This window comes from Bradyrhizobium sp., assembly GCF_049512235.1.
Lineage (GTDB): Bacteria > Pseudomonadota > Alphaproteobacteria > Rhizobiales > Xanthobacteraceae > Bradyrhizobium.
Window position 1 is genome coordinate 15,625 of record NZ_JBEKXH010000016.1, and the last position, 17,281, is coordinate 32,905.

15 protein-coding genes and 1 pseudogene are annotated in these 17,281 nt (G+C 62.4%); 5 read left to right on the forward strand and 11 right to left on the reverse strand.

From position 1 onward, the window contains the following. Nucleotides 1-38: 38 nt before the first annotated feature. The 4 genes from ABSG20_RS02835 to ABSG20_RS02850 all read right to left on the reverse strand — a co-directional run bounded on the left by ABSG20_RS02835 (nucleotide 39) and on the right by ABSG20_RS02850 (nucleotide 5,475). The gene (locus tag ABSG20_RS02835; protein WP_423862966.1) at nucleotides 39-1,217 is read right to left on the reverse strand and encodes an alpha/beta fold hydrolase; all 1,179 of its coding nucleotides are present in this window, start codon (nucleotides 1,215-1,217) and stop codon (nucleotides 39-41) included. Between the two features lie 408 nt (nucleotides 1,218-1,625). Then, complete coding sequence (locus ABSG20_RS02840; protein ID WP_423862967.1) at nucleotides 1,626-3,959, reverse strand: Tex family protein; 2,334 nt, start codon at nucleotides 3,957-3,959, stop codon at nucleotides 1,626-1,628. Between the two features lie 252 nt (nucleotides 3,960-4,211). Continuing rightward, entirely contained in the window at nucleotides 4,212-4,976 is a 765-nt protein-coding gene (locus tag ABSG20_RS02845) for a sensor histidine kinase (protein WP_423862968.1), read from the reverse strand. A gap of 112 nt (nucleotides 4,977-5,088) precedes the next feature. Then, nucleotides 5,089-5,475 (reverse strand): response regulator, encoded by a 387-nt coding sequence (locus ABSG20_RS02850; RefSeq protein WP_423862969.1) that lies wholly within the window; start codon nucleotides 5,473-5,475, stop codon nucleotides 5,089-5,091. 332 nt (nucleotides 5,476-5,807) lie between these two features. Here ABSG20_RS02850 and ABSG20_RS02855 point away from each other — a divergent pair, with 332 nt between their 5' ends. The 3 genes from ABSG20_RS02855 to ABSG20_RS02865 all read left to right on the forward strand — a co-directional run bounded on the left by ABSG20_RS02855 (nucleotide 5,808) and on the right by ABSG20_RS02865 (nucleotide 7,079). Next, a complete protein-coding gene (locus ABSG20_RS02855; RefSeq protein ID WP_423862970.1) occupies nucleotides 5,808-6,047 on the forward strand; it encodes a biotin/lipoyl-containing protein in 240 nt (79 codons plus the stop codon). Between the two features lie 590 nt (nucleotides 6,048-6,637). Beyond that, nucleotides 6,638-6,862: a hypothetical protein gene (locus ABSG20_RS02860; protein WP_423862971.1), complete on the forward strand. Its 225-nt coding sequence runs from the start codon at nucleotides 6,638-6,640 to the stop codon at nucleotides 6,860-6,862. Between the two features lie 67 nt (nucleotides 6,863-6,929). Further along, nucleotides 6,930-7,079 (forward strand): hypothetical protein, encoded by a 150-nt coding sequence (locus ABSG20_RS02865; RefSeq protein ID WP_423862972.1) that lies wholly within the window; start codon nucleotides 6,930-6,932, stop codon nucleotides 7,077-7,079. An 81-nt stretch (nucleotides 7,080-7,160) separates the two neighbouring features. Here ABSG20_RS02865 and ABSG20_RS02870 read toward each other — a convergent pair whose 3' ends face one another. Beyond that, nucleotides 7,161-7,298, reverse strand: coding sequence for a hypothetical protein (locus ABSG20_RS02870; protein ID WP_423862973.1), 138 nt, complete (start codon nucleotides 7,296-7,298; stop codon nucleotides 7,161-7,163). 148 nt (nucleotides 7,299-7,446) lie between these two features. Between ABSG20_RS02870 and ABSG20_RS02875 the strand changes: the two genes are divergently transcribed. After that, entirely contained in the window at nucleotides 7,447-7,824 is a 378-nt protein-coding gene (locus tag ABSG20_RS02875; RefSeq protein ID WP_423862974.1) for a GcrA family cell cycle regulator, read from the forward strand. Between the two features lie 65 nt (nucleotides 7,825-7,889). On the opposite strand, the gene ABSG20_RS02880 is transcribed toward ABSG20_RS02875, so the two are convergent. The 4 genes from ABSG20_RS02880 to ABSG20_RS02895 form a co-directional block, all read right to left on the reverse strand. Then, nucleotides 7,890-9,338, reverse strand: a complete 1,449-nt coding sequence (locus ABSG20_RS02880) for a ComEC/Rec2 family competence protein (protein ID WP_423862975.1) — start codon at nucleotides 9,336-9,338, stop codon at nucleotides 7,890-7,892. A 10-nt stretch (nucleotides 9,339-9,348) separates the two neighbouring features. After that, the gene (locus ABSG20_RS02885) at nucleotides 9,349-12,969 is read right to left on the reverse strand and encodes a S8 family serine peptidase (protein ID WP_423862976.1); all 3,621 of its coding nucleotides are present in this window, start codon (nucleotides 12,967-12,969) and stop codon (nucleotides 9,349-9,351) included. Nucleotides 12,970-13,395: 426 nt separating this feature from the next. Further along, nucleotides 13,396-14,250 (reverse strand): type 1 glutamine amidotransferase domain-containing protein, encoded by an 855-nt coding sequence (locus ABSG20_RS02890; protein ID WP_423862977.1) that lies wholly within the window; start codon nucleotides 14,248-14,250, stop codon nucleotides 13,396-13,398. Nucleotides 14,251-14,355: 105 nt separating this feature from the next. Continuing rightward, complete coding sequence (locus tag ABSG20_RS02895; protein ID WP_423862978.1) at nucleotides 14,356-14,484, reverse strand: hypothetical protein; 129 nt, start codon at nucleotides 14,482-14,484, stop codon at nucleotides 14,356-14,358. Nucleotides 14,485-15,064: 580 nt separating this feature from the next. Here ABSG20_RS02895 and ABSG20_RS02900 point away from each other — a divergent pair. Then, nucleotides 15,065-15,838, forward strand: coding sequence for a hypothetical protein (locus tag ABSG20_RS02900; protein ID WP_423862979.1), 774 nt, complete (start codon nucleotides 15,065-15,067; stop codon nucleotides 15,836-15,838). A gap of 21 nt (nucleotides 15,839-15,859) precedes the next feature. Here ABSG20_RS02900 and ABSG20_RS02905 read toward each other — a convergent pair whose 3' ends face one another. Both ABSG20_RS02905 and ABSG20_RS02910 read right to left on the reverse strand, forming a co-directional pair. Next, the gene (locus tag ABSG20_RS02905; RefSeq protein ID WP_423862980.1) at nucleotides 15,860-16,834 is read right to left on the reverse strand and encodes a quinone oxidoreductase family protein; all 975 of its coding nucleotides are present in this window, start codon (nucleotides 16,832-16,834) and stop codon (nucleotides 15,860-15,862) included. Between the two features lie 156 nt (nucleotides 16,835-16,990). Beyond that, a pseudogene (locus ABSG20_RS02910) lies at nucleotides 16,991-17,281 on the reverse strand (hypothetical protein); the annotation flags it as partial.

Here is a 17,281-nt window from a genome sequence, read left to right on the forward strand (position 1 = left end):
GCTACTGGCGGAAATGTGGGCGTGCGAAGCGGGCTCGTTCATGTCGCGGAAACCGCCCCGGAAGCGCCGGAACGCGGTTCACCGAGATCGCGACGCAGCCAGCCGGCAATCTGGCCCCATGCGCCGTGAATAACCTCGGCACCCAGGAACAGGTTCAAATGGCCGCACGGTTCGGTGATCTTTTCCAGGTGCTCGGCCGGGGTGCCGACCAGGCTTGCCGTCGCGAACAGCTGATCGACCGCAACGATTTCGTCATTGCCGCCCGCGAGCAGGCAGATCGGTGCGCGAAACTGCTTCAGGTCAATTTGCTGTCCGAGGGCGACAAAGCATCCTCTTGCGATCTGGTTTTCCTGGAACAGCCCTTTGACGACCTGAAGGTAGAAGGTTCCAGGCAAATCGACGGTTTCGGCATCCCACTGGCGGAACCGGGCGCTTAGTTCTTGCCGCCGCGCCGGATCGAGGTCTTGCGGATATTGAAGAACCGCCTCTGCGTCATGGGCGTTCGTCAGAACGCCCCAGGATTGCAGCATGCGGTCACCATGAACGATGCCGTCGCCGAGCTGCACCAGTTCCTCGAACATCGAAAGCGGCAGATTGGCGGTGAAGCGGGAGAGTTGCGACTGCGCGGCGGCAATATCGATCGGCGCGCCGACAAGCACCAGCCGCCGCACCTTGTTTGGAAAGCGCGCCGCGTAGACCAGTGCCAGCCAGCCACCCTGGCACAACCCGATCAGGTCGACCGGCGGTCCGAGTTGGTCAACCGCGACATTGAGGTCCGCAAGATGGCTGTCGATGGTAAAGTAGCGCGTCTCTGCCGTAGCCGAGCGCCAGTCGGTGACAAAGACGCGCGACAGGCCGCCGCGGCACAGCGACTCGACCACGCTGTGATCTCCAGCGAAATCCGCGATGACCGCGCTGTGCAGCGCGTAGGGCGCGCAAATCAGCGCCGCAGTTCCGTCCGCTCCGGTGGAGAAATCCCGCAATCGCATCGATGCGAGTTCAAGCGCCACCCTGTTCGCGGTGGTCCAGGGCAATGACGGGCTATTCGGCTGGCTTCGCCGTCCCGACGACATCAGTTCTTCAAGTAGCCGTACATTGGCCTGCCCCATCATGGTGGCTGCCGCAAGCGGCCAGTCAAAGAGGGCTTCCAGGCCCGCGGCTGGCCGCAGCGCTCCGGATGATTCTGGCGGTCCCGCGTCGTTGGTTCGGTTTTTCATCTGGTCTGCTCAATTCAGTGGATGGTCTAGGGTTCCGAAACAATGGCGAACCTGTTTTCCGCACCCACCCTCCGCCCTTGGTATTCGCCCACCCCTCCTCACCGATCAATGGAACGAAGCGAACGTGGCCGATATCTTCGCCGTGATATCGCTCATGATCGATTAACGAAACAAATATCCTTTAGCCTTTGCAGGCTCGTTGGCTTTACCAATATCAAGCGTTCAACGAGAAAGCGCGTGCGCCGTGCCAATAGCGGCGCGGAGCGAGTGTTGGCATCGACGCCGCCGCGTGAAGGGTGGCAGGGCGAGCGGCTGAAGCCAGTACGGCCTCGCTGCGCTACGGATGGGGCCGTTGGGCGGCTCGAAATCGAACGCAAGGCCGGACGCTGACAGTCCCGCGCGGCCAGGCTAGGCCTTGCCCTTGCCGCCCCCGCTTTTCTCGCTGGCGCGGCGCAAGGCTTCGGCGAGCGCCCCGTTTTGCTCCGGCTGGCGCGGCGCCGGCGGGGCCTTCGCGGCGCGCAAACGGTCGCGCGACTCGTCTTGCGCCGGACGTTCGCTCTTGCCGCCGGGCTCGTCATCGAGGCGTAGCGTCAGCGCGATGCGCTTGCGGGCGACCTCGACCTCCAGCACCTTGACCTTGACGATGTCGCCCGGCTTCACCACCTCGCGCGGATCCTTGATGAAGGTCTTCGACATCGCCGAGATGTGCACCAGCCCATCCTGATGCACGCCGATATCGACGAAGGCGCCGAACGCCGCGACGTTGGTGACGGTGCCCTCCAGGATCATGCCGCGCTTGAGATCCTTCAGCGTCTCGACACCCTCCTTGAACACCGCCGCTTTGAAGGCCGGGCGTGGATCGCGGCCGGGCTTTTCCAGTTCGCGCAGGATATCGGTCACCGTCGGCAGGCCAAAGGTGTCGTCGACGAATTTCTGCGGCTGCAATTGGCGTAGGATCGCGGCATTGCCGATCAGCGCCTTGATGTCGCTTTTGGTCGTCGCCAGTATCCGCCGCACCACCGGATAGGCTTCCGGGTGCACGCCGGAGGCATCGAGCGGATCCTCGCCATCCCGGATGCGCATGAAGCCCGCGCATTGCTCGAAGGCTTTCGGTCCGAGCCGCGGCACCTGCTTCAGCGCCTTGCGCGATTTGAACGGGCCGTTGGCGTCGCGATGCGCCACGATGGTTTGCGCCAGCCCCGGGCCGATGCCCGACACCCGCGAAAGCAGCGGCGCCGAGGCGGTGTTGGCATCGACGCCGACCGCGTTGACGCAGTCTTCGACCACCGTATCGAGCGAACGCGCCAGCCTGGATTCGCCGAGATCGTGCTGATACTGGCCGACGCCAATCGCCTTGGGATCGATCTTGACCAGTTCCGCGAGCGGATCCTGCAGCCGCCGCGCGATCGACACCGCGCCGCGCAAGGTGACGTCGAGTTCCGGCAATTCCTCGGAGGCGAAGGCCGAGGCCGAATAGACCGACGCGCCGGCCTCCGACACCACGATCTTCGACATTTTCAGATCCGGCAGCCGCTTGACCAGTTCCGTGGCCAATTTGTCGGTCTCGCGCGAGGCGGTGCCGTTGCCGACCGCGATGAGATCGACGCGATGCGCCAGCGCAAGTTTGCCAAGTGTCGCCAGCGCTTCGTCCCACTGCCGTTGCGGTTCATGCGGATAGACCGCCGTGGTCGCCTTGACCTTGCCGGTGGCATCGACCACGGCGACCTTGACGCCGGAGCGGAAGCCGGGATCAAGCCCCATGGTGACGCGCGCGCCGGCCGGCGCCGCCAGCAACAGGTCGCGCAAATTCGAAGCGAATACGCGTACGGCTTCGGTTTCGGCCAGCGTCCACAGCCGCATCCGAAGGTCGATGCCAAGATGCACCAAAATCTTGGTCCGCCACGCCCAGCGCGCGGTCTCCACCAGCCAGCGGTCGCCGGAGCGGCCCTGATCGGAAATGCCAAAGCGCAGCATGATCTTCAGCTCATAGGCGCCGGGCACGCCGGCAGCCCCGCCTTGCGGCTCGGGCTGCAGCTGCAGTTCGAGGATTTCTTCCTTCTCGCCGCGGAACAGCGCCAGAACACGGTGCGACGGCAGCCTGTGCAGCGGCTGGCTGAAATCGAAATAATCCTTGAACTTCTCGCCTTCGGTTTTCTTGCCCTTGCGCACAGTCGACACCATCAACCCGTTAGACCACATCTGTTCGCGCAGCGCACCGATCAGGTCGGCATCTTCGGCGAAGCGCTCGACCAGGATCGCGCGCGCGCCTTCCAGCGCCGTGGCCACATCGGGCACCTGCTTTTCGGCATCGACGAAGTCAGCGGCCACGGCTAACGGATCTTGGTGCGACTGCGTCAGCAGCAGCTCGGACAATGGCTCAAGCCCGGCCTCCCTGGCGATCTCGGCCTTGGTGCGGCGCTTCGGCTTGAAGGGCAGATAAATATCTTCCAGGCGCCCTTTGCTGTCGGCGGCAAGGATAGCCGCTTCCAGCGCGGCATCGAGCTTGCCCTGTTCGCGGACCGAATTCAGAATAGCCGTGCGACGCTCTTCAAGTTCGCGTAAGTAGTTCAGGCGCTCCTCGAGGGTGCGCAATTGCGCGTCGTCGAGCGCGCCGGTGACTTCCTTGCGGTATCGTGCCACGAAGGGAACCGTGGCGCCGCCGTCCAGCAGCGCAACCGTCGCCTCGACCTGCTGCTCGCGGACGCCGAGTTCTTCTGCGATCTGTCGATGAATATTTACCACGCGAAGTCTTTCCAAAATCCGTCGCGGCGGCTGATTCCCGCCACGGGGATGCTGCTTATGGACCATCGCCGATCGACGGACCGCCGACAACTCCAATGCGGTCAGGTACTCCATGTTAAATGACCAGCATAGCGCACCAGCGGATGTCCACGACGTGCACGGCATGCCCGATCCTGCGACGTCATTCGAGGCTGTGCCGACTTTTCAGCGACACGTCGGCACGATCGACTGCCGGCGATGCCTGCTTCCCGCCTATGTCGCCGACGTCAGAGCAGCCAGCGGCACATCGAAGGCGTAGATGAATCCGGCCGGCAGATAGCTCAACCGCACCTCGCCCTTGAGCTGCCTGCCCAGCGTCTCGATCAGCCGTGTCCCGAAACTGCGCTTTTCCGGCGCATGGACGGTCGGGCCGTTTTTCTCGGTCCAGGTCAGGCGCAGGCGCTGCGCCTCGGGATCCAACGTCCAGGCGATATCCACGCTCCCCGTGGGCACTGACAAGGCGCCGAACTTGGTGGTGTTGGTGCTGAGTTCGTTGAGCGTCATCGCGATGGCGACGACGGCGCCGGAATTCATCCGGAGATCGGGTCCGGCGATCGTGAATTTCGGCGCATCCGGATCGTCGAAGGCTTCGGTGGCACCGCGAACGATCTTGCCGAGGTCGGCGCTGCTCCATCCTCCCTGCAGCAGCAGATCGTGAGCCCGCCCCAGCGCCAGCAGCCGGCCCTCGATGGCGTGCTGGGCGGGCTCGGCGCCCAGCACGTGACGCAAGCTCTGGGAGACGATGGCGCTGACGGTCGCGAGCGTATTCTTGATGCGATGGTGCAGCTCCTCCAGGATCAGCTTCTGCAGCTTTTCGGAGGCCTCGCGCTCGCGGGCGTCGATGCCGGCCTGCGCGAGCAAGCCCCTCGCATTGATTTCGGCCTGCGCAAGAAGCAGCCGGAGGCCGACATTCTCTGCCGCCAGAAAGTCCTGCGGCGGCGTTGGGCGCTGCTCCTGGCGGAAATCGACCTCACTCATGCCCGCAGGGTACCACTATAAGTCGGATGCCGCACACATGTTTTTTTGTGCACATGGCTTGCGCCGCGATCAGTCGACCAGTGGTCATAATCGGCGCGAAAAGCGCCTAACTTCAGGCGTGGCCGATCATGTTCCGCATCTGGGCGATTATTTCGCCGGCCGCAAGCGGCTTGCCGAAAAACCAGCTGTCGGCAGGAATGACGATGTCGGACAGCTTCAATTGCCCCGATACAACGATAATCTTGATCGGCGGCCAGCGCTCGTGCACTGCTCGCGCCAGCCCCAGGCCGTCCATGGTGCCCGGCATCTGGATGTCAGTGAACATCAGCGCGATGTCGGACCTTGATTCCAGGATCGCGACGGCTTCTTCGGCATCCACGGCCTCAACCGGCGTGTAGCCGGCGTCTTCCACTATGTCGACCGCGCGCATGCGCAGCATCATATCGTCCTCGACGACAAGAACGACCGCTGGAATGGTTGTGTGATCCGATACCATCATGATGGGCGCTTTCGGGAAACAAGCGATCGACGCTGCCATGGACTGGGGACAGGCGCTCGACACGGGACAAGCATCTCGATGCCGATATGATCCCGATCATCTTAACAATGACACACTAAAGCCGCGCTGCAGGCGGTGCATCGCTGCCGATTGTCGAATTCGCCCTGCACTTGATGCCGCGAGACAATTGCGATGGAACCAAACACGGTTTCAGGACTTGGTCGGGCTCGGACACGCGTTCCCTCTGAACTCCCCCCAGCCGCCGGCGCAGGCTCTCGGGTCAGCGCCTGCCGGCGTTAAGGCGCGCTCGCCTCATCCACCGGGATCATACCATGCTGACGGAATTACGCGTGCCGACCCTTGCGAACGCCGGGGCCAGGTTGTCGCTCGGGCGATGGTTCAAGAGCGTCGGCGATGCCGTCAGCCTGGGCGAGCCGCTGGTCGAGATCGATACCGACAACGTGACCCATGAAATCCGCTCGCCCGTCGATGGCGTGCTGTCGAAGATCCTGGTCGGGGACGGCGGTTCGGTCGAAGCTGGCACCGCCCTGGGAACGATCAGCCAGTTTTGAGGCGGCGGACCCGCGCTGGCATACCCGCTCGGCCGACCAGCCGGATCGTCGTTGTCGCGTTGCTCAGCCTTACCCTCGCGGTGCGCCAATTCCATTCAGCAACATCGTTCCGGCGCTGGTGATTGCCCTGATCTCATCGCCACTCTCGAGGAAGACGGCGCATTGCTGTCGGCCGGGTTGCTGGTAGCCGTGATCGCGCTGTCCGTTGCAACAATGACGGTGTGGGAGACACTCATCGGGACCAAATGGACCGTCGGTTCGTGGTAACTCGCGGAGCAAACGGCCTTCCGGCCATACCAGATGAACCAACTCGACTTTCGGGACTTGGTTTGTCGATCAACTTGCAATTGCACCGAAGGAACTTCGAATGAACGAGCCAGAGCGAAGCGGCGTCCAAATCAGCCGCCTCCATAACGAGGCAATCTGTGCGGAGATCGGCGAAAGGCTGGCAACTGCTCTCGCAGGGAACCCTGCTCGATTGCCGCCACATCTGCTTAGGCTAATGGAGTTATTCGACAGCGTCGAGGGCAGCGACGCGCCTTAAAGGACTAGACTGAAACCTCAAAGGTCCGGACTGAGACAGAGTTGAGATGAAAGATTTTGCAAACGCATCGTTTCCGCCTGAAACGATCGGCATCATGATAGATGCCCTGGATGCCGCCGTTGCGTCCCTGCCAGACCCGGTCAGTTCCGCGCATGTTCAGGCCATTGCTGAAACGATCCTTCGCACGGCCCAGGAAGGCGAGCGAGACCGAGCAACGTTGCAACGGATCGCGCTCATCGAACTTCAGATCGCGCCGCGTCATCTGTACTGACCCCAAGCCCGGATCATGGATTCGATCGAGCGTCAGTTCCGCGGCAGCGCCTTCGAGTACAACCGCTTTGTTCAAGTCTGAGGCCGAGCGCGCCTCCGTCTATACAAGACTTCTGGAGACGCTGATGCACGCCAACCGCATGCTGGGCTATCCCTGGCACGCGCTGCGCGAGGCCTGTTTTTCGGATTTTGCCGAGCGGCTGATGCTGGTCGACTAAACTGCTGGCGTCGCGGCAGGCCGGGGTACTGCCGCTGATCTATGATTTCATCGGCGAGCCGTCATTCAACCATGACTAGGATCAACGTTTGGCCCGCCGTTTCGGCGCTTTCAGCAACATTCGCTTGGCCTTTAACTCTGCACGCTTTTTGAGTTCGGCCTTTATTTTTTCAACCAGGGTTGTCGCATCCGGTGCCTGAATTTTAAGGGTGGAGTTCACGTGCGCGCCCTCCCAAGACTGCGCTTCATACGCTAGTCCAATTCCGGAATAGGGCAATCTAAAAATGCGCGGCCTGGTCAGCTTGAAACCCGGGTGCCGCCAATCTTCCTTTCGCAGTCCCCCGCATTTGGTGTATAAGCCGTTGGTCATGGAGTGGAACGCCCCCGACGTTGCGCTGCTTAGAGCGCTTTGGACCAAGGGCCGCAGTGCCGGGCAGATCGCAACTCGGCTGGGGCACAGCCGCAATGCCGTGTGCGCCAAGTTGCTGCGCATGGGCCTGAAGCGCGGGCACAAGCCGCCGACCGCCAAACCCAAGATCGTGTCAGCGCCGAAGCCAAGGCCCATAGGTGCGCCCGTTGCTGCTAGTCCGTCACCCGTGCCGCCGCCGGCCCGCCCAGTGCCAAAACCAGACCGGCGCAGGCTTGGTGACAGCGGACCGGTGCTGCGGCCGATAGAATTCACGAAGGATCAGCTTTACGCGATGTTGGCCGAGGCGGTCGCTAACACATCGCGACTGCCTCGATGATGCTGCAAAGAGCGAGATCTGATGTTGGTAAGTCGCACACCGCCCCGAGCTGCCCCGACCGGCGGTCAGAATGTGACCTCAAAGAACAGCTTGTCCTCGATGACGTCCGCCTGCGTCTTGGGCTTTGGCCGGTCGACGCGCAGGACCACGTCCTTTGCGCGTTCGTTGAGCGCTGCGACGAGGTCGTCGAGCGGCATTTTTCCCCAGCGCTTCTTGACCGCCATCTCATGGTCGACCGGAATCATCGCGACCCGCAGCCGCTGCATTTGTTCGAGGCCCAGCGTTTTCAGCGTTGCGTTGTGGCTGCCATGGTGACCGACCTTGTAGAAGATCGTATTCTTGAGCAGGTCTGGCCCGGTCACGGTCCTGGCGTCCACCGTCCACGAACGGTCCTGCCAGGACAGCCAGTTGCCCACTTGCGCGTCGGCCGCGAACAACAACACATCGCCGCCGGGCAGTTCGATGGCGATCACGAGACTGGTGTTGTTGGTCAGGCTGTCGAGCTGTAACGCCAAATCGGACGCGCCGCCCAGCCAATCACTATCGATGCGGCGCCATGCATCGGGCGCGGCGTTGTCCGGCTGCCAGTAGTGCTGCCTGAAGAAATCGAGTTCGGGCGCCGATTGCGCGTAAGCGAGGGGAATCTCATATTGCTGATCGAACGGACGGTCGGTGTCGGCATCGCCCAACGCGGTACCCGCGCCGTCCATGAACAGCGGGAAACTATCGAGCGCCAGACCATAGGTTTCCTTGTGGCGCGCCGACGGGTTGATCTTGCGCAGCATCTTCTCGTCATGGGGGGGTCCAAGCACGTAGAAACGTGCATTGGTCCCCGCGGGCACAACCGGCGGATCGGTCGGAAGGCAATAGCGCGGCTTGGCGGTCTTGGCCCGGACATTGCTGAGCGCGTCTGCGGTCGTTGGTCCCTTGGCGAGGCCGAAGAACTCCAGAATTCCGCTGAGCTCAGCGACGCCGTCCGCGTCCCCTGCCATCTGCATCTGGCTCAGCCCCATGCGCAGGGCGGAAAGCGCCAGGCCCTTCTCCTTTTTCAATTTCTTGGTCAGCTCGTCATCGGGGTTTTCAGTCCAGGCCAACCAGACCTGTCCGACTTTCAGTCTGGCAAAGGATTGCTTGGCCTGAACGAAGCCCGAGAGATGATCCCAATGCTCGTGGGTCGCGATCAGCAGATCGATCTCCCCGCCGGTGACTTCGACGATATTGTCCATCACCTGATTCATGATCGTGCCAGGATCGGACGTACCCAGAACGACGCCGCAGTCGATCATCACGTAGAACGGCCGCTTGCTGCCGCTGCTGCGCGGCAACGAGATCAGGAAACAATCGCCCAGTCCCTGGCGATACATTCTGACCTTGGCCCGGTAGCCTGAAGCCGGCGTCGCGGCTGCGGCTGCCGCGACAGGCGTCGCGGGGGTTGCGCGCCGCGGCCGCTTCGGCGCCGATTTGCTGGCCACTTTCTTCTTTACCTTCTTTGCCTTCTTTGCCTTGCGCGCCAACGAGCTTCTCCTATCCGTGCACGTGATGCATCAAAGCGAAGGGCTCGCGGGCGTTGGTCGGGTCCACGAAGTAGTTGCCATGCAAACCATCGCTGGTATCGGCGGCGAATTTCATCTGATTGGCAAAGCGCCAGGCACTATCGACTTTCTTGCGCACCATGTAGCGGACTTCCGCCGTCGCAAGGTCGATGATCAACGTGCAGCCGCCGCGGAATCGCGCCCCCGGCATTTCCTTTGGCCGGAAGCTCTGCGTGATTTCGACAACCAGGTCGGAGCGAATGTTGCCGTCAGGGCCGACCCGTCGTACCGGCCGCACCGAATGAACCTCGATCCCGCGCAGGCAGCCGTCCTGGCTGCCGATCTTGTACGGCATGGGCTCGGGAATTCGGACCAGGCCGAGAGCTGCCAGTTCATCGTCGGTGACGGCGGTCTTATCCATCAGCCAGTGCCACAAAACACGGGCATTCTCGTTCGACAGAACGTAGGCCTCCTTGCGCTCGCTTCTCAAATCCCAGTCGGTCGACATCTTCTTGAGGACTTCCTGCACCTTCACCTGCCGTAAAGGCAGCGGCGGCGGCTCCCAGATCAGGCTGCCGGGCGAAAGATGTTTGACGTCGCGCGGGTAGATTCCCCGGTCGCGAAAGGCCTCGATGAACGCGATGCGGTAACCGAGCCTGTCATAGGGCACGAGATCGGTATCGGCCGTGATCAAGGCGCGCAAATACTCGCCGAAGACGATATCGATCGGCGGACAGTAGTCCAATGCGCGTATGCATATATTGAGGATTTGGCTGGCGACCTTGCTTGCCTCCCGCGCCAGGCGGTTGACCAGATCGGCCGAGATCGCTCCATCGGGCAGGACCCCGGTGCCTCCGGTGGCAAGGCGCACGAGGTCGGCCGTTCGCCGCTTGTAGATCTGAAGAAAGGCGTCAAACACCGCGGCGACCAGGACCGCGCCGATGGCGTGAGGGTCTCCGGTTGCCTTTGCATCATCGTAGTCGCTCTGCTTCGGCTCGCGGCGAATCCATTTGGCCTTTTCGCCGCTACCCTCCTTCGGCTTTTCGGTTGCGCCGATATAGTCGCGCAACGCGCCATAGCGTCCGGTCGACTCGCCGAATTGGACCGCAAGTTGCCCGAGCAGATTCTGCTGTTCGAGATCGCCGCGGGTGGCCTTGATCTGGTGGCTTAGCGCCTCCGGAAGGGTGAAGTGCTGGAATATCGCGACGATATCGGCAAACGCCTCGTGGAACGCGAATACGTCCGGATTCGTCGCCTCACGGAAGCGTCGATGCACGCCGTCAAGCAAGGCGTGCGTCGTCTCATGAGCGACCACGTCATGGGAAACCGCCGTGAAGATCACGCTGCCTTGCATCAGGCCCTCTGCCGCGGAGCTGGATGCGCTGAAATAGCCAAGCAGCAGGGCTTTGTGTTCCGGACTATAATAGGCGTTCTTGGCGCGCAGCGCGTGCGGATAGATTCGCAACCGCTGTACGTATTCCAGTTTCTTGGTGCGCTTCCCGTCCGCACATTTCTCGCTCTCCGAGGCCTGCTCCTGCTGCGGCACCACGATCTCGCGCGGCGCCCAGAGCGCGACGCGGCCTAGCGCTTTCTCGAAATACTCGATGGTCTTCATCGCGACCGCATAAACCATCTGCTGGTGGAATTGCGGACTGGCTTCCGAGGGCGTCAGGCCCGATCTGGTCAGAATATGCGGATGGTTCAGGTCGACCGGGGCATAGCAGCACTGGCTTGCGGGATCGACGTCGATCACCTCGATATATTCGCCAATCGGACCCTGCTTGAGGTCGTCCTCCCAGTGCACCTCCAGTGTGGCTTCGTTGATGCCGAGCGTATCGAGCTTCGCGCCCAGCGATGGGTCGTAGGCATAGACCCGCAACGGTCGGATTGCCGGCTTCGGCGGACGCGGATGCTTTGCGTGCTCAAGTTGAACCGTGAGAACCGCGTTACCCCTGGGCTCCGGCTCGGTTGGAATTCCGACAGGGACACTCGCAGCTGCTCCTCCCAAGGCCTGCCGGAGCGCATTCGACGCGCGCGGATGGGCGACCAGCGCCTCGGCAAGACGCCGCAAATCGGCCGGCAACGCCTTGGCCGCGTCGGCGGGGATGATGCTTTCGATGTCGGTGTTTTGCGAAAGCTGCAAAGCCTCCAGTTCCAGCATCCGTCGTTGCGGCGAATCCGGCATTGCCTGGATGCCGAGGCCGTTCAGGATCTGCGCGATCGGGAACGAAACGGTGTCTGGGGCGGTTTGGCGAAGGGTCGATGCCGCGCCGGGAAATAAAGCGAGCGCTTCGCTGGCGCGCAATTCGCCGCGCCCAAGGCGTTTGAATTCCTGTTCATTGCGCCTGGCACTGTCGAACAGCGCGTTGCGGATCGCTTCGACCCGCATCCACCCTTGCGGATAGGCATCGACGGCGGTCCGGTTCTTTTGCAGCCAGATCGCCGCGGCGGCCGCAACCTGCGGCGTCGCGGCCGAAGTTCCCTGGCCATCGAAGTCGACGATATTGCTGCAGCCGAAGCGCGCCCACGGCACGTTGGGCGTGGGTGCTGCGACCGCGGTCGACATTTTGCCGTCCGGACCGTAATTGCCGGCCATCAGGCGAATCTCGAGATCGGCATAGGGCTTGCCATTCGCCATCACGCCACAGGCGGCGACGACGCGGTCAAACCGCGCGGGATAGACGATGTTGTGGGTCGGGAGATTGCCGAAATTGTTGCCCGCCGCGGTGACGATGAAGACGCCCTGTTCGTAAAGCGCATTCACGGCATCGGCCCAGGCCTGCGACGCCAGTCCGCCCATGCTCATGGTGATGATGTCGACGCGATTGGCGCCGTTGGCGTTCAGCCCATGCACATAGTCGAATGCGCGCGCGATCGAACTATTGCTGAACAGCACCACCCGGTTGGCGACCCGAACCGGGACGATTTCCGCGAACGGCGCCCCACCCAGCAGTGGTTGCTCAGGCAACGCAGTGCCGGCCAGGATGCTGAGCGTGCCGGTGCCGTGACCGAGATTGGTGAAAAGTCCGCCGGTCCGGTCGCTCGCATCGTTCGGATTGTCGTCGTCTACGAAGTTACGCCCGAGTTCGCGACGCAACCGTTTTGGCAAAGTGTGGTGATTGGGGTCGTATCGGGTATCGAAATGCGCAATACGAACGTTCGACGCCACCTGCGGTCCGCCGATCGCTGCGATCGCACTGTCGAATTGCGAGTGGGAGGCGGCGCGGAACCAGTAATTGTCATTATTGCGTGGGAAATCGGAACTTTGGCTGTCCGCACTTTCGCATGATTGCGCCAGCGATTGCCCGCCCTCGGAAGGCCTGCCCGTTGTCCACGTCTGCTCGAGGTCAGGTTCGGCGAATGCGGGCGCGGGGCTGCCCGCGACGCCAAGCCCCTGCTGCATCAGCAAATGACAGACGTCCCAGGCGCTTGCCTCCGCAAATCCGGGCGGCGGCGTCAGGATGTGCCAGACCCCGCCGCCGGCCGCGCCAAGCGCCGGTTGCGCGTCGATGCTTTGAAACAAACGGGCGGCCGTAAACGTCACCGCTGAGGCTCTGAAGGTGAGTTGCGGCGCAGGAAAACCCGGCGCAGCCTTTACTAAAATGCGCTGCATCGCGAAAACTCCGGCCGGGTGATCAACCCTGAGATGCCCGGCGTCGCTACATCAATATCGAAATCTTAAAATGGGCTTGCGGGAGCATAGGTCGGCTGAACGGCGGCACTGTAACGCAAAGTTCGATCAGCTGCAACCAAAGCGAGTTTTGCAGTGGTGCGACCACTGGACCTGCCAGACTTTGCCGCAGCCGATGAAACATCACTCCCCAACCTGCCGACGACCCATCCGGACATCGTCAATCCCGAACTGCTCGCCTTCATTCGGGCCTGATGCCTTCGCGGGCTTCCTCGCACCTGGAGGAAGCCTTGTATCGAAAATCCGCGGGAGCCCCGGTGGCCAAGCGAATTCTGATGATCTTGATCCCGGAATGCGGCGCTCCCGGCAGTCGAAGCGATCCCGCGGGGCTGCGCGGACCGGGGCCGGTCACTTCAGCATCCCCGCAAACGTCTTCGCAAAAGTGTGGATGTCGCCGGGCCACCGCGCCGAGACATAATGCCGATCGCGGACGACGAAGGCTGGCGTTGCGTCATCCATGCTGTCGCGGACCAGGCCCGAGGTCTTGCGGCGGTAATTCGGATCGTCCTTCGGCACATCCTGAAAATCTTCCGGGCGTGCCAGCGCGCGCGTCACTTCCTGCTGCACCGACATGAAGCCCCGGGGCTGGCCGCGCCTCTCCAGATAGGTCCGGTAGTAGTTGGGATCCCAGAAGCGCGTGAAGCGCGCGACCGACCAGGCGCTGTTTTCGAACGCCCAGGTCAGGGCCGTCGTCCGGTATCCCCGGAGCACCGGGCGTCCGGTCCGTTGCGAGATGCTGCGCGCCGCCAGCAGCACGCCGTGACAGATCGCCGCCACCGGCTTTTGCTCGTCGAAGCAGCCGGCAACCAGGTTTTGCAGGATTTCGCTTTCGAGATATTCGCGCATGCCGCGCGCGCGGTGTCCCCCCGGCAACAACAGCCCATCGAACGCCGCGGCGTCGACGGCATTCCACCGCAGCGGCGCAAGATAATTCGGGTCAGCCATCATCTCAGCATAGGCCCGCCGCGCCTCATGGTTGGCCCGCATCAGAAGTCCGATCGCGGGCCAATTCCGCAACAGCGGAATGGCGCCCCAGGGATCGAGGCCCCGGCCGGTCAGCATCATGTCGTCGGCTGCGGCCGGCCGTCCATCGGGAGTGGCAAAACGCACGGCGTGCCCGGCCTTCGTCAGCACAAGCCAGCTTACCGCGGCTTCGCTGGGATCGAAATCCTGCGCCGGCAAGGGCATCAGAACGCGCGCCATCAAGGCAACCTCATATCGCGGGCAAGCAGCTCAATGCCTGTATTTAATCGGCATTCAGCTCAGACGCCAACCGGCCGGCTCTACCGGACTGAACCTGCCGTCTCGTTACTTGGCGTCGCCGCGCGGTAATTTGACCGGGACGTGCGGCGAGGTACTCACCACCTTCGGGCTTCCATCCGGGCGGGTCTGGCTCCTGAGTGTCTCAAGCAGCAGAATGAACTTTTCGGCAAGCATCTGGCTACTCCCCTGAGATCCGCTCTCCGGTCTCTGGCGCCTTGCGACTGTCGATCACGCGGCGCATTTCGTGATCTTCAGGCGGCATAATGGCAGCATAATGCCGCGGCATCGCGGCCCCGCGCGACCAACGTTAGATCAAAGCGGCGATGACGGATATGATCCAGCTCACACTCATGCCGGCTATTATGCCCGGGACTTCACGGGCAAAAATGGGGTCGCGGGATGCTTCGATGGTTTTCTTGGAGCCGCAACACGAAACCAGGATCGTGAGGTGCGTACTTCTCGTTGCTTGTGCGGAGGCGCCCACCGACAAGTTGCCGCCAGCGAATTGGCGGCTATCTCGTGGGCAACTCTGCGGTGATCTTCGGCGGTCGTATTCGGCAGAGGTCAGCCCGATCTGATACGTCTGCTGCCGCAAATAGCTTTTCCTCTGCCATCTTTACGCCTCCAGGATCAAGCTTCACTGAACTCAAAGGGGCCACCGAGACTGGAATAAAGCCGGCGGCTGCAGGTAACCAGATCTCTGAATTCATGCCCTACGCGGCTTATCTTTTTCGTTTATCAATCGAGCACGACAATGCATCTGCGCTGGCTGGCTTTCGCCGCTGCCATGATCTTATCTGCAACCCCGTCAGTGGCCGAGCCGATCTACGGCAGCGGGCTGATGCAGGTTGTCCGCAATGGCATGCCGGAGGACTCGGCGGCCGAGACAAAGCCCGTCATTTTCGTATCGAACGAGAAGCGACAAGAACCTGACGTCGATATGTACGCGTTGATGTCAGGCACATGCAGCACACTTAAAATCGCGGGGCACGATTTCAAGTGCCGGACCGTCGCATTCTTCCATAGCCCGCAAGGCCGGGCCAACTTTACGATCGCACTCGACGACCCGGCGGACGACAGCCACATCATCTTGTTCTCGGGCGAAGATGGCCGCAGGGAGCAGGATGATCTGTACGAACTCCCGATCGACCGCATGCTGCTGAACTCCAAGGACAGGCCGAGGGTCGATGGTCTGCCGGTGCCATCAGCCCAATCATCGACCGGACAATGCAGGCAGCTCGGCAACTTCGCGACTGGACAGGTCTCCAGCATCTCCTGCAGCGCCATCGATCGCAATGGCAGAACGTATGAACTGCAGTTCGAATCCGATGGCTCGCCCATGATCGTGCGGAGGATCACGCAGTCCCCACTGCCGGCGGAAAGGCGCCGTGTCAGGCAGAACGCACAGATCGGGTGCCGCAGGAAGGCCTACTACGCGAAGGTGCTGCCGAGAGATTTGACGGCTTACCTGATTGGATGCCTGGCCGAGGAGGATGACCAACAACCGGCGGCCGCCGAGCCTCAATAAAGCGGTTCACATTTTCATGCCCTACACCGTCAGCACCGTCGAGCCCGTGGTTTTGCGCGCGGCGAGATCGGCGTGGGCTTTGGCGGCGTCCTTCAGCGCATAGGTCTGGTGGACATTGATCTTGACCGCGCCAGACAGCACGACGTCGAACAATTCGCTCGCCATGGCAACGAGGTTGTCGCGGTGGGCGGCGTAGGTGTTGAGCGTCGGGCGGGTGACATAGAGCGAACCCTTGGCCGCGAGCAGGCCGAGGTTGAGCGGTTCGACGGCGCCGGAGGACTGGCCGAACAGCGCGGCTACGCCAAGCGGCGCCAGGCAGTCGAGCGATTTCAAAAAAGTGTCCTTGCCGACGGAATCATAGACCACGGGCACCTTCTTGCCGCCGGTGATCTCGCCGACCCGTTTCACAAAGTCCTCGCGCGTATAGATGATGGTGTGGGCGCAGCCATGGGCCTTGGCGAGAGCGGCCTTCTCCTCATTGCCGACGGTGCCGATCACGGTGGCGCCGAGATGTTTCGCCCACTGGCCCAGGATCAGGCCGACGCCGCCGGCCGCGGCGTGCAGCAGGATGGTGTCGCCGGCTTTGACCCGGTAGGTCTGGCGGATCAGATACTGCACCGTCAGGCCTTTCAGCATCATCGCCGCTGCGGTCTGGTCATCGATGCCGCCGGGCAGTTTGAGCAGGCGATCGGCCGCAATCAGCCGCGCCTCGGAATAGGCGCCGAGCGCCGCGCTGCCATAGGCGACGCGGTCGCCGGGTTTCAGGTCGGTGACGCCGGGGCCGACTTCCTCGACCACGCCGGCCGCCTCGCTGCCGAGGCCGCTTGGCAGCGGAGCGGGATAAAGCCCGGAGCGCATGTAGATGTCGACGAAGTTCAGTCCGACGGCAGTGTGGCGGATGCGCGCCTCGCCCGGCCCGGGCTTGCCGACGTTGACTTCCTCCCAGACCAGAACTTCGGGGCCGCCGGCTTTGTGAAAGCGGATGGCGTGGGTCATAAAACTGCTCCCTGGTGCCTTCTTGTTCGAAGATCGTGAAAGCTCGCGGCACCCTGTCGCACGGAATTCGCAATGTAAAGGGCACCGATCGGCCGGGCCGGCGCCTTCGGCCCGGTTGGTTTATTGCTCCGGCAACTGCACATCAGCGCGGCGACCTCACTTCTGGAAAGCAGCAAATTCGACCCAGTTCGGTTTCCTGCCGACGGCATAGGATTGCAGTTTTGAGAGTACGCCGCTGGTTTGATCCATGCGCGTCGAGGCGCCGGGCTTCTCGATGCCGACGAAAGGCGCCTTCTGCAGAAGCGTCATGACGCCGGTCTTCGCATCCATGCCGAAGACAAAGACCTCGTTGCTGTCGGCGTTGCCGACATAGGCAAACGTCTCCGCCACAACCGGCCGCACCGAGCCCAGTGCCATCATCTGCGCTGCCGCCACAAGGCCCAAGAT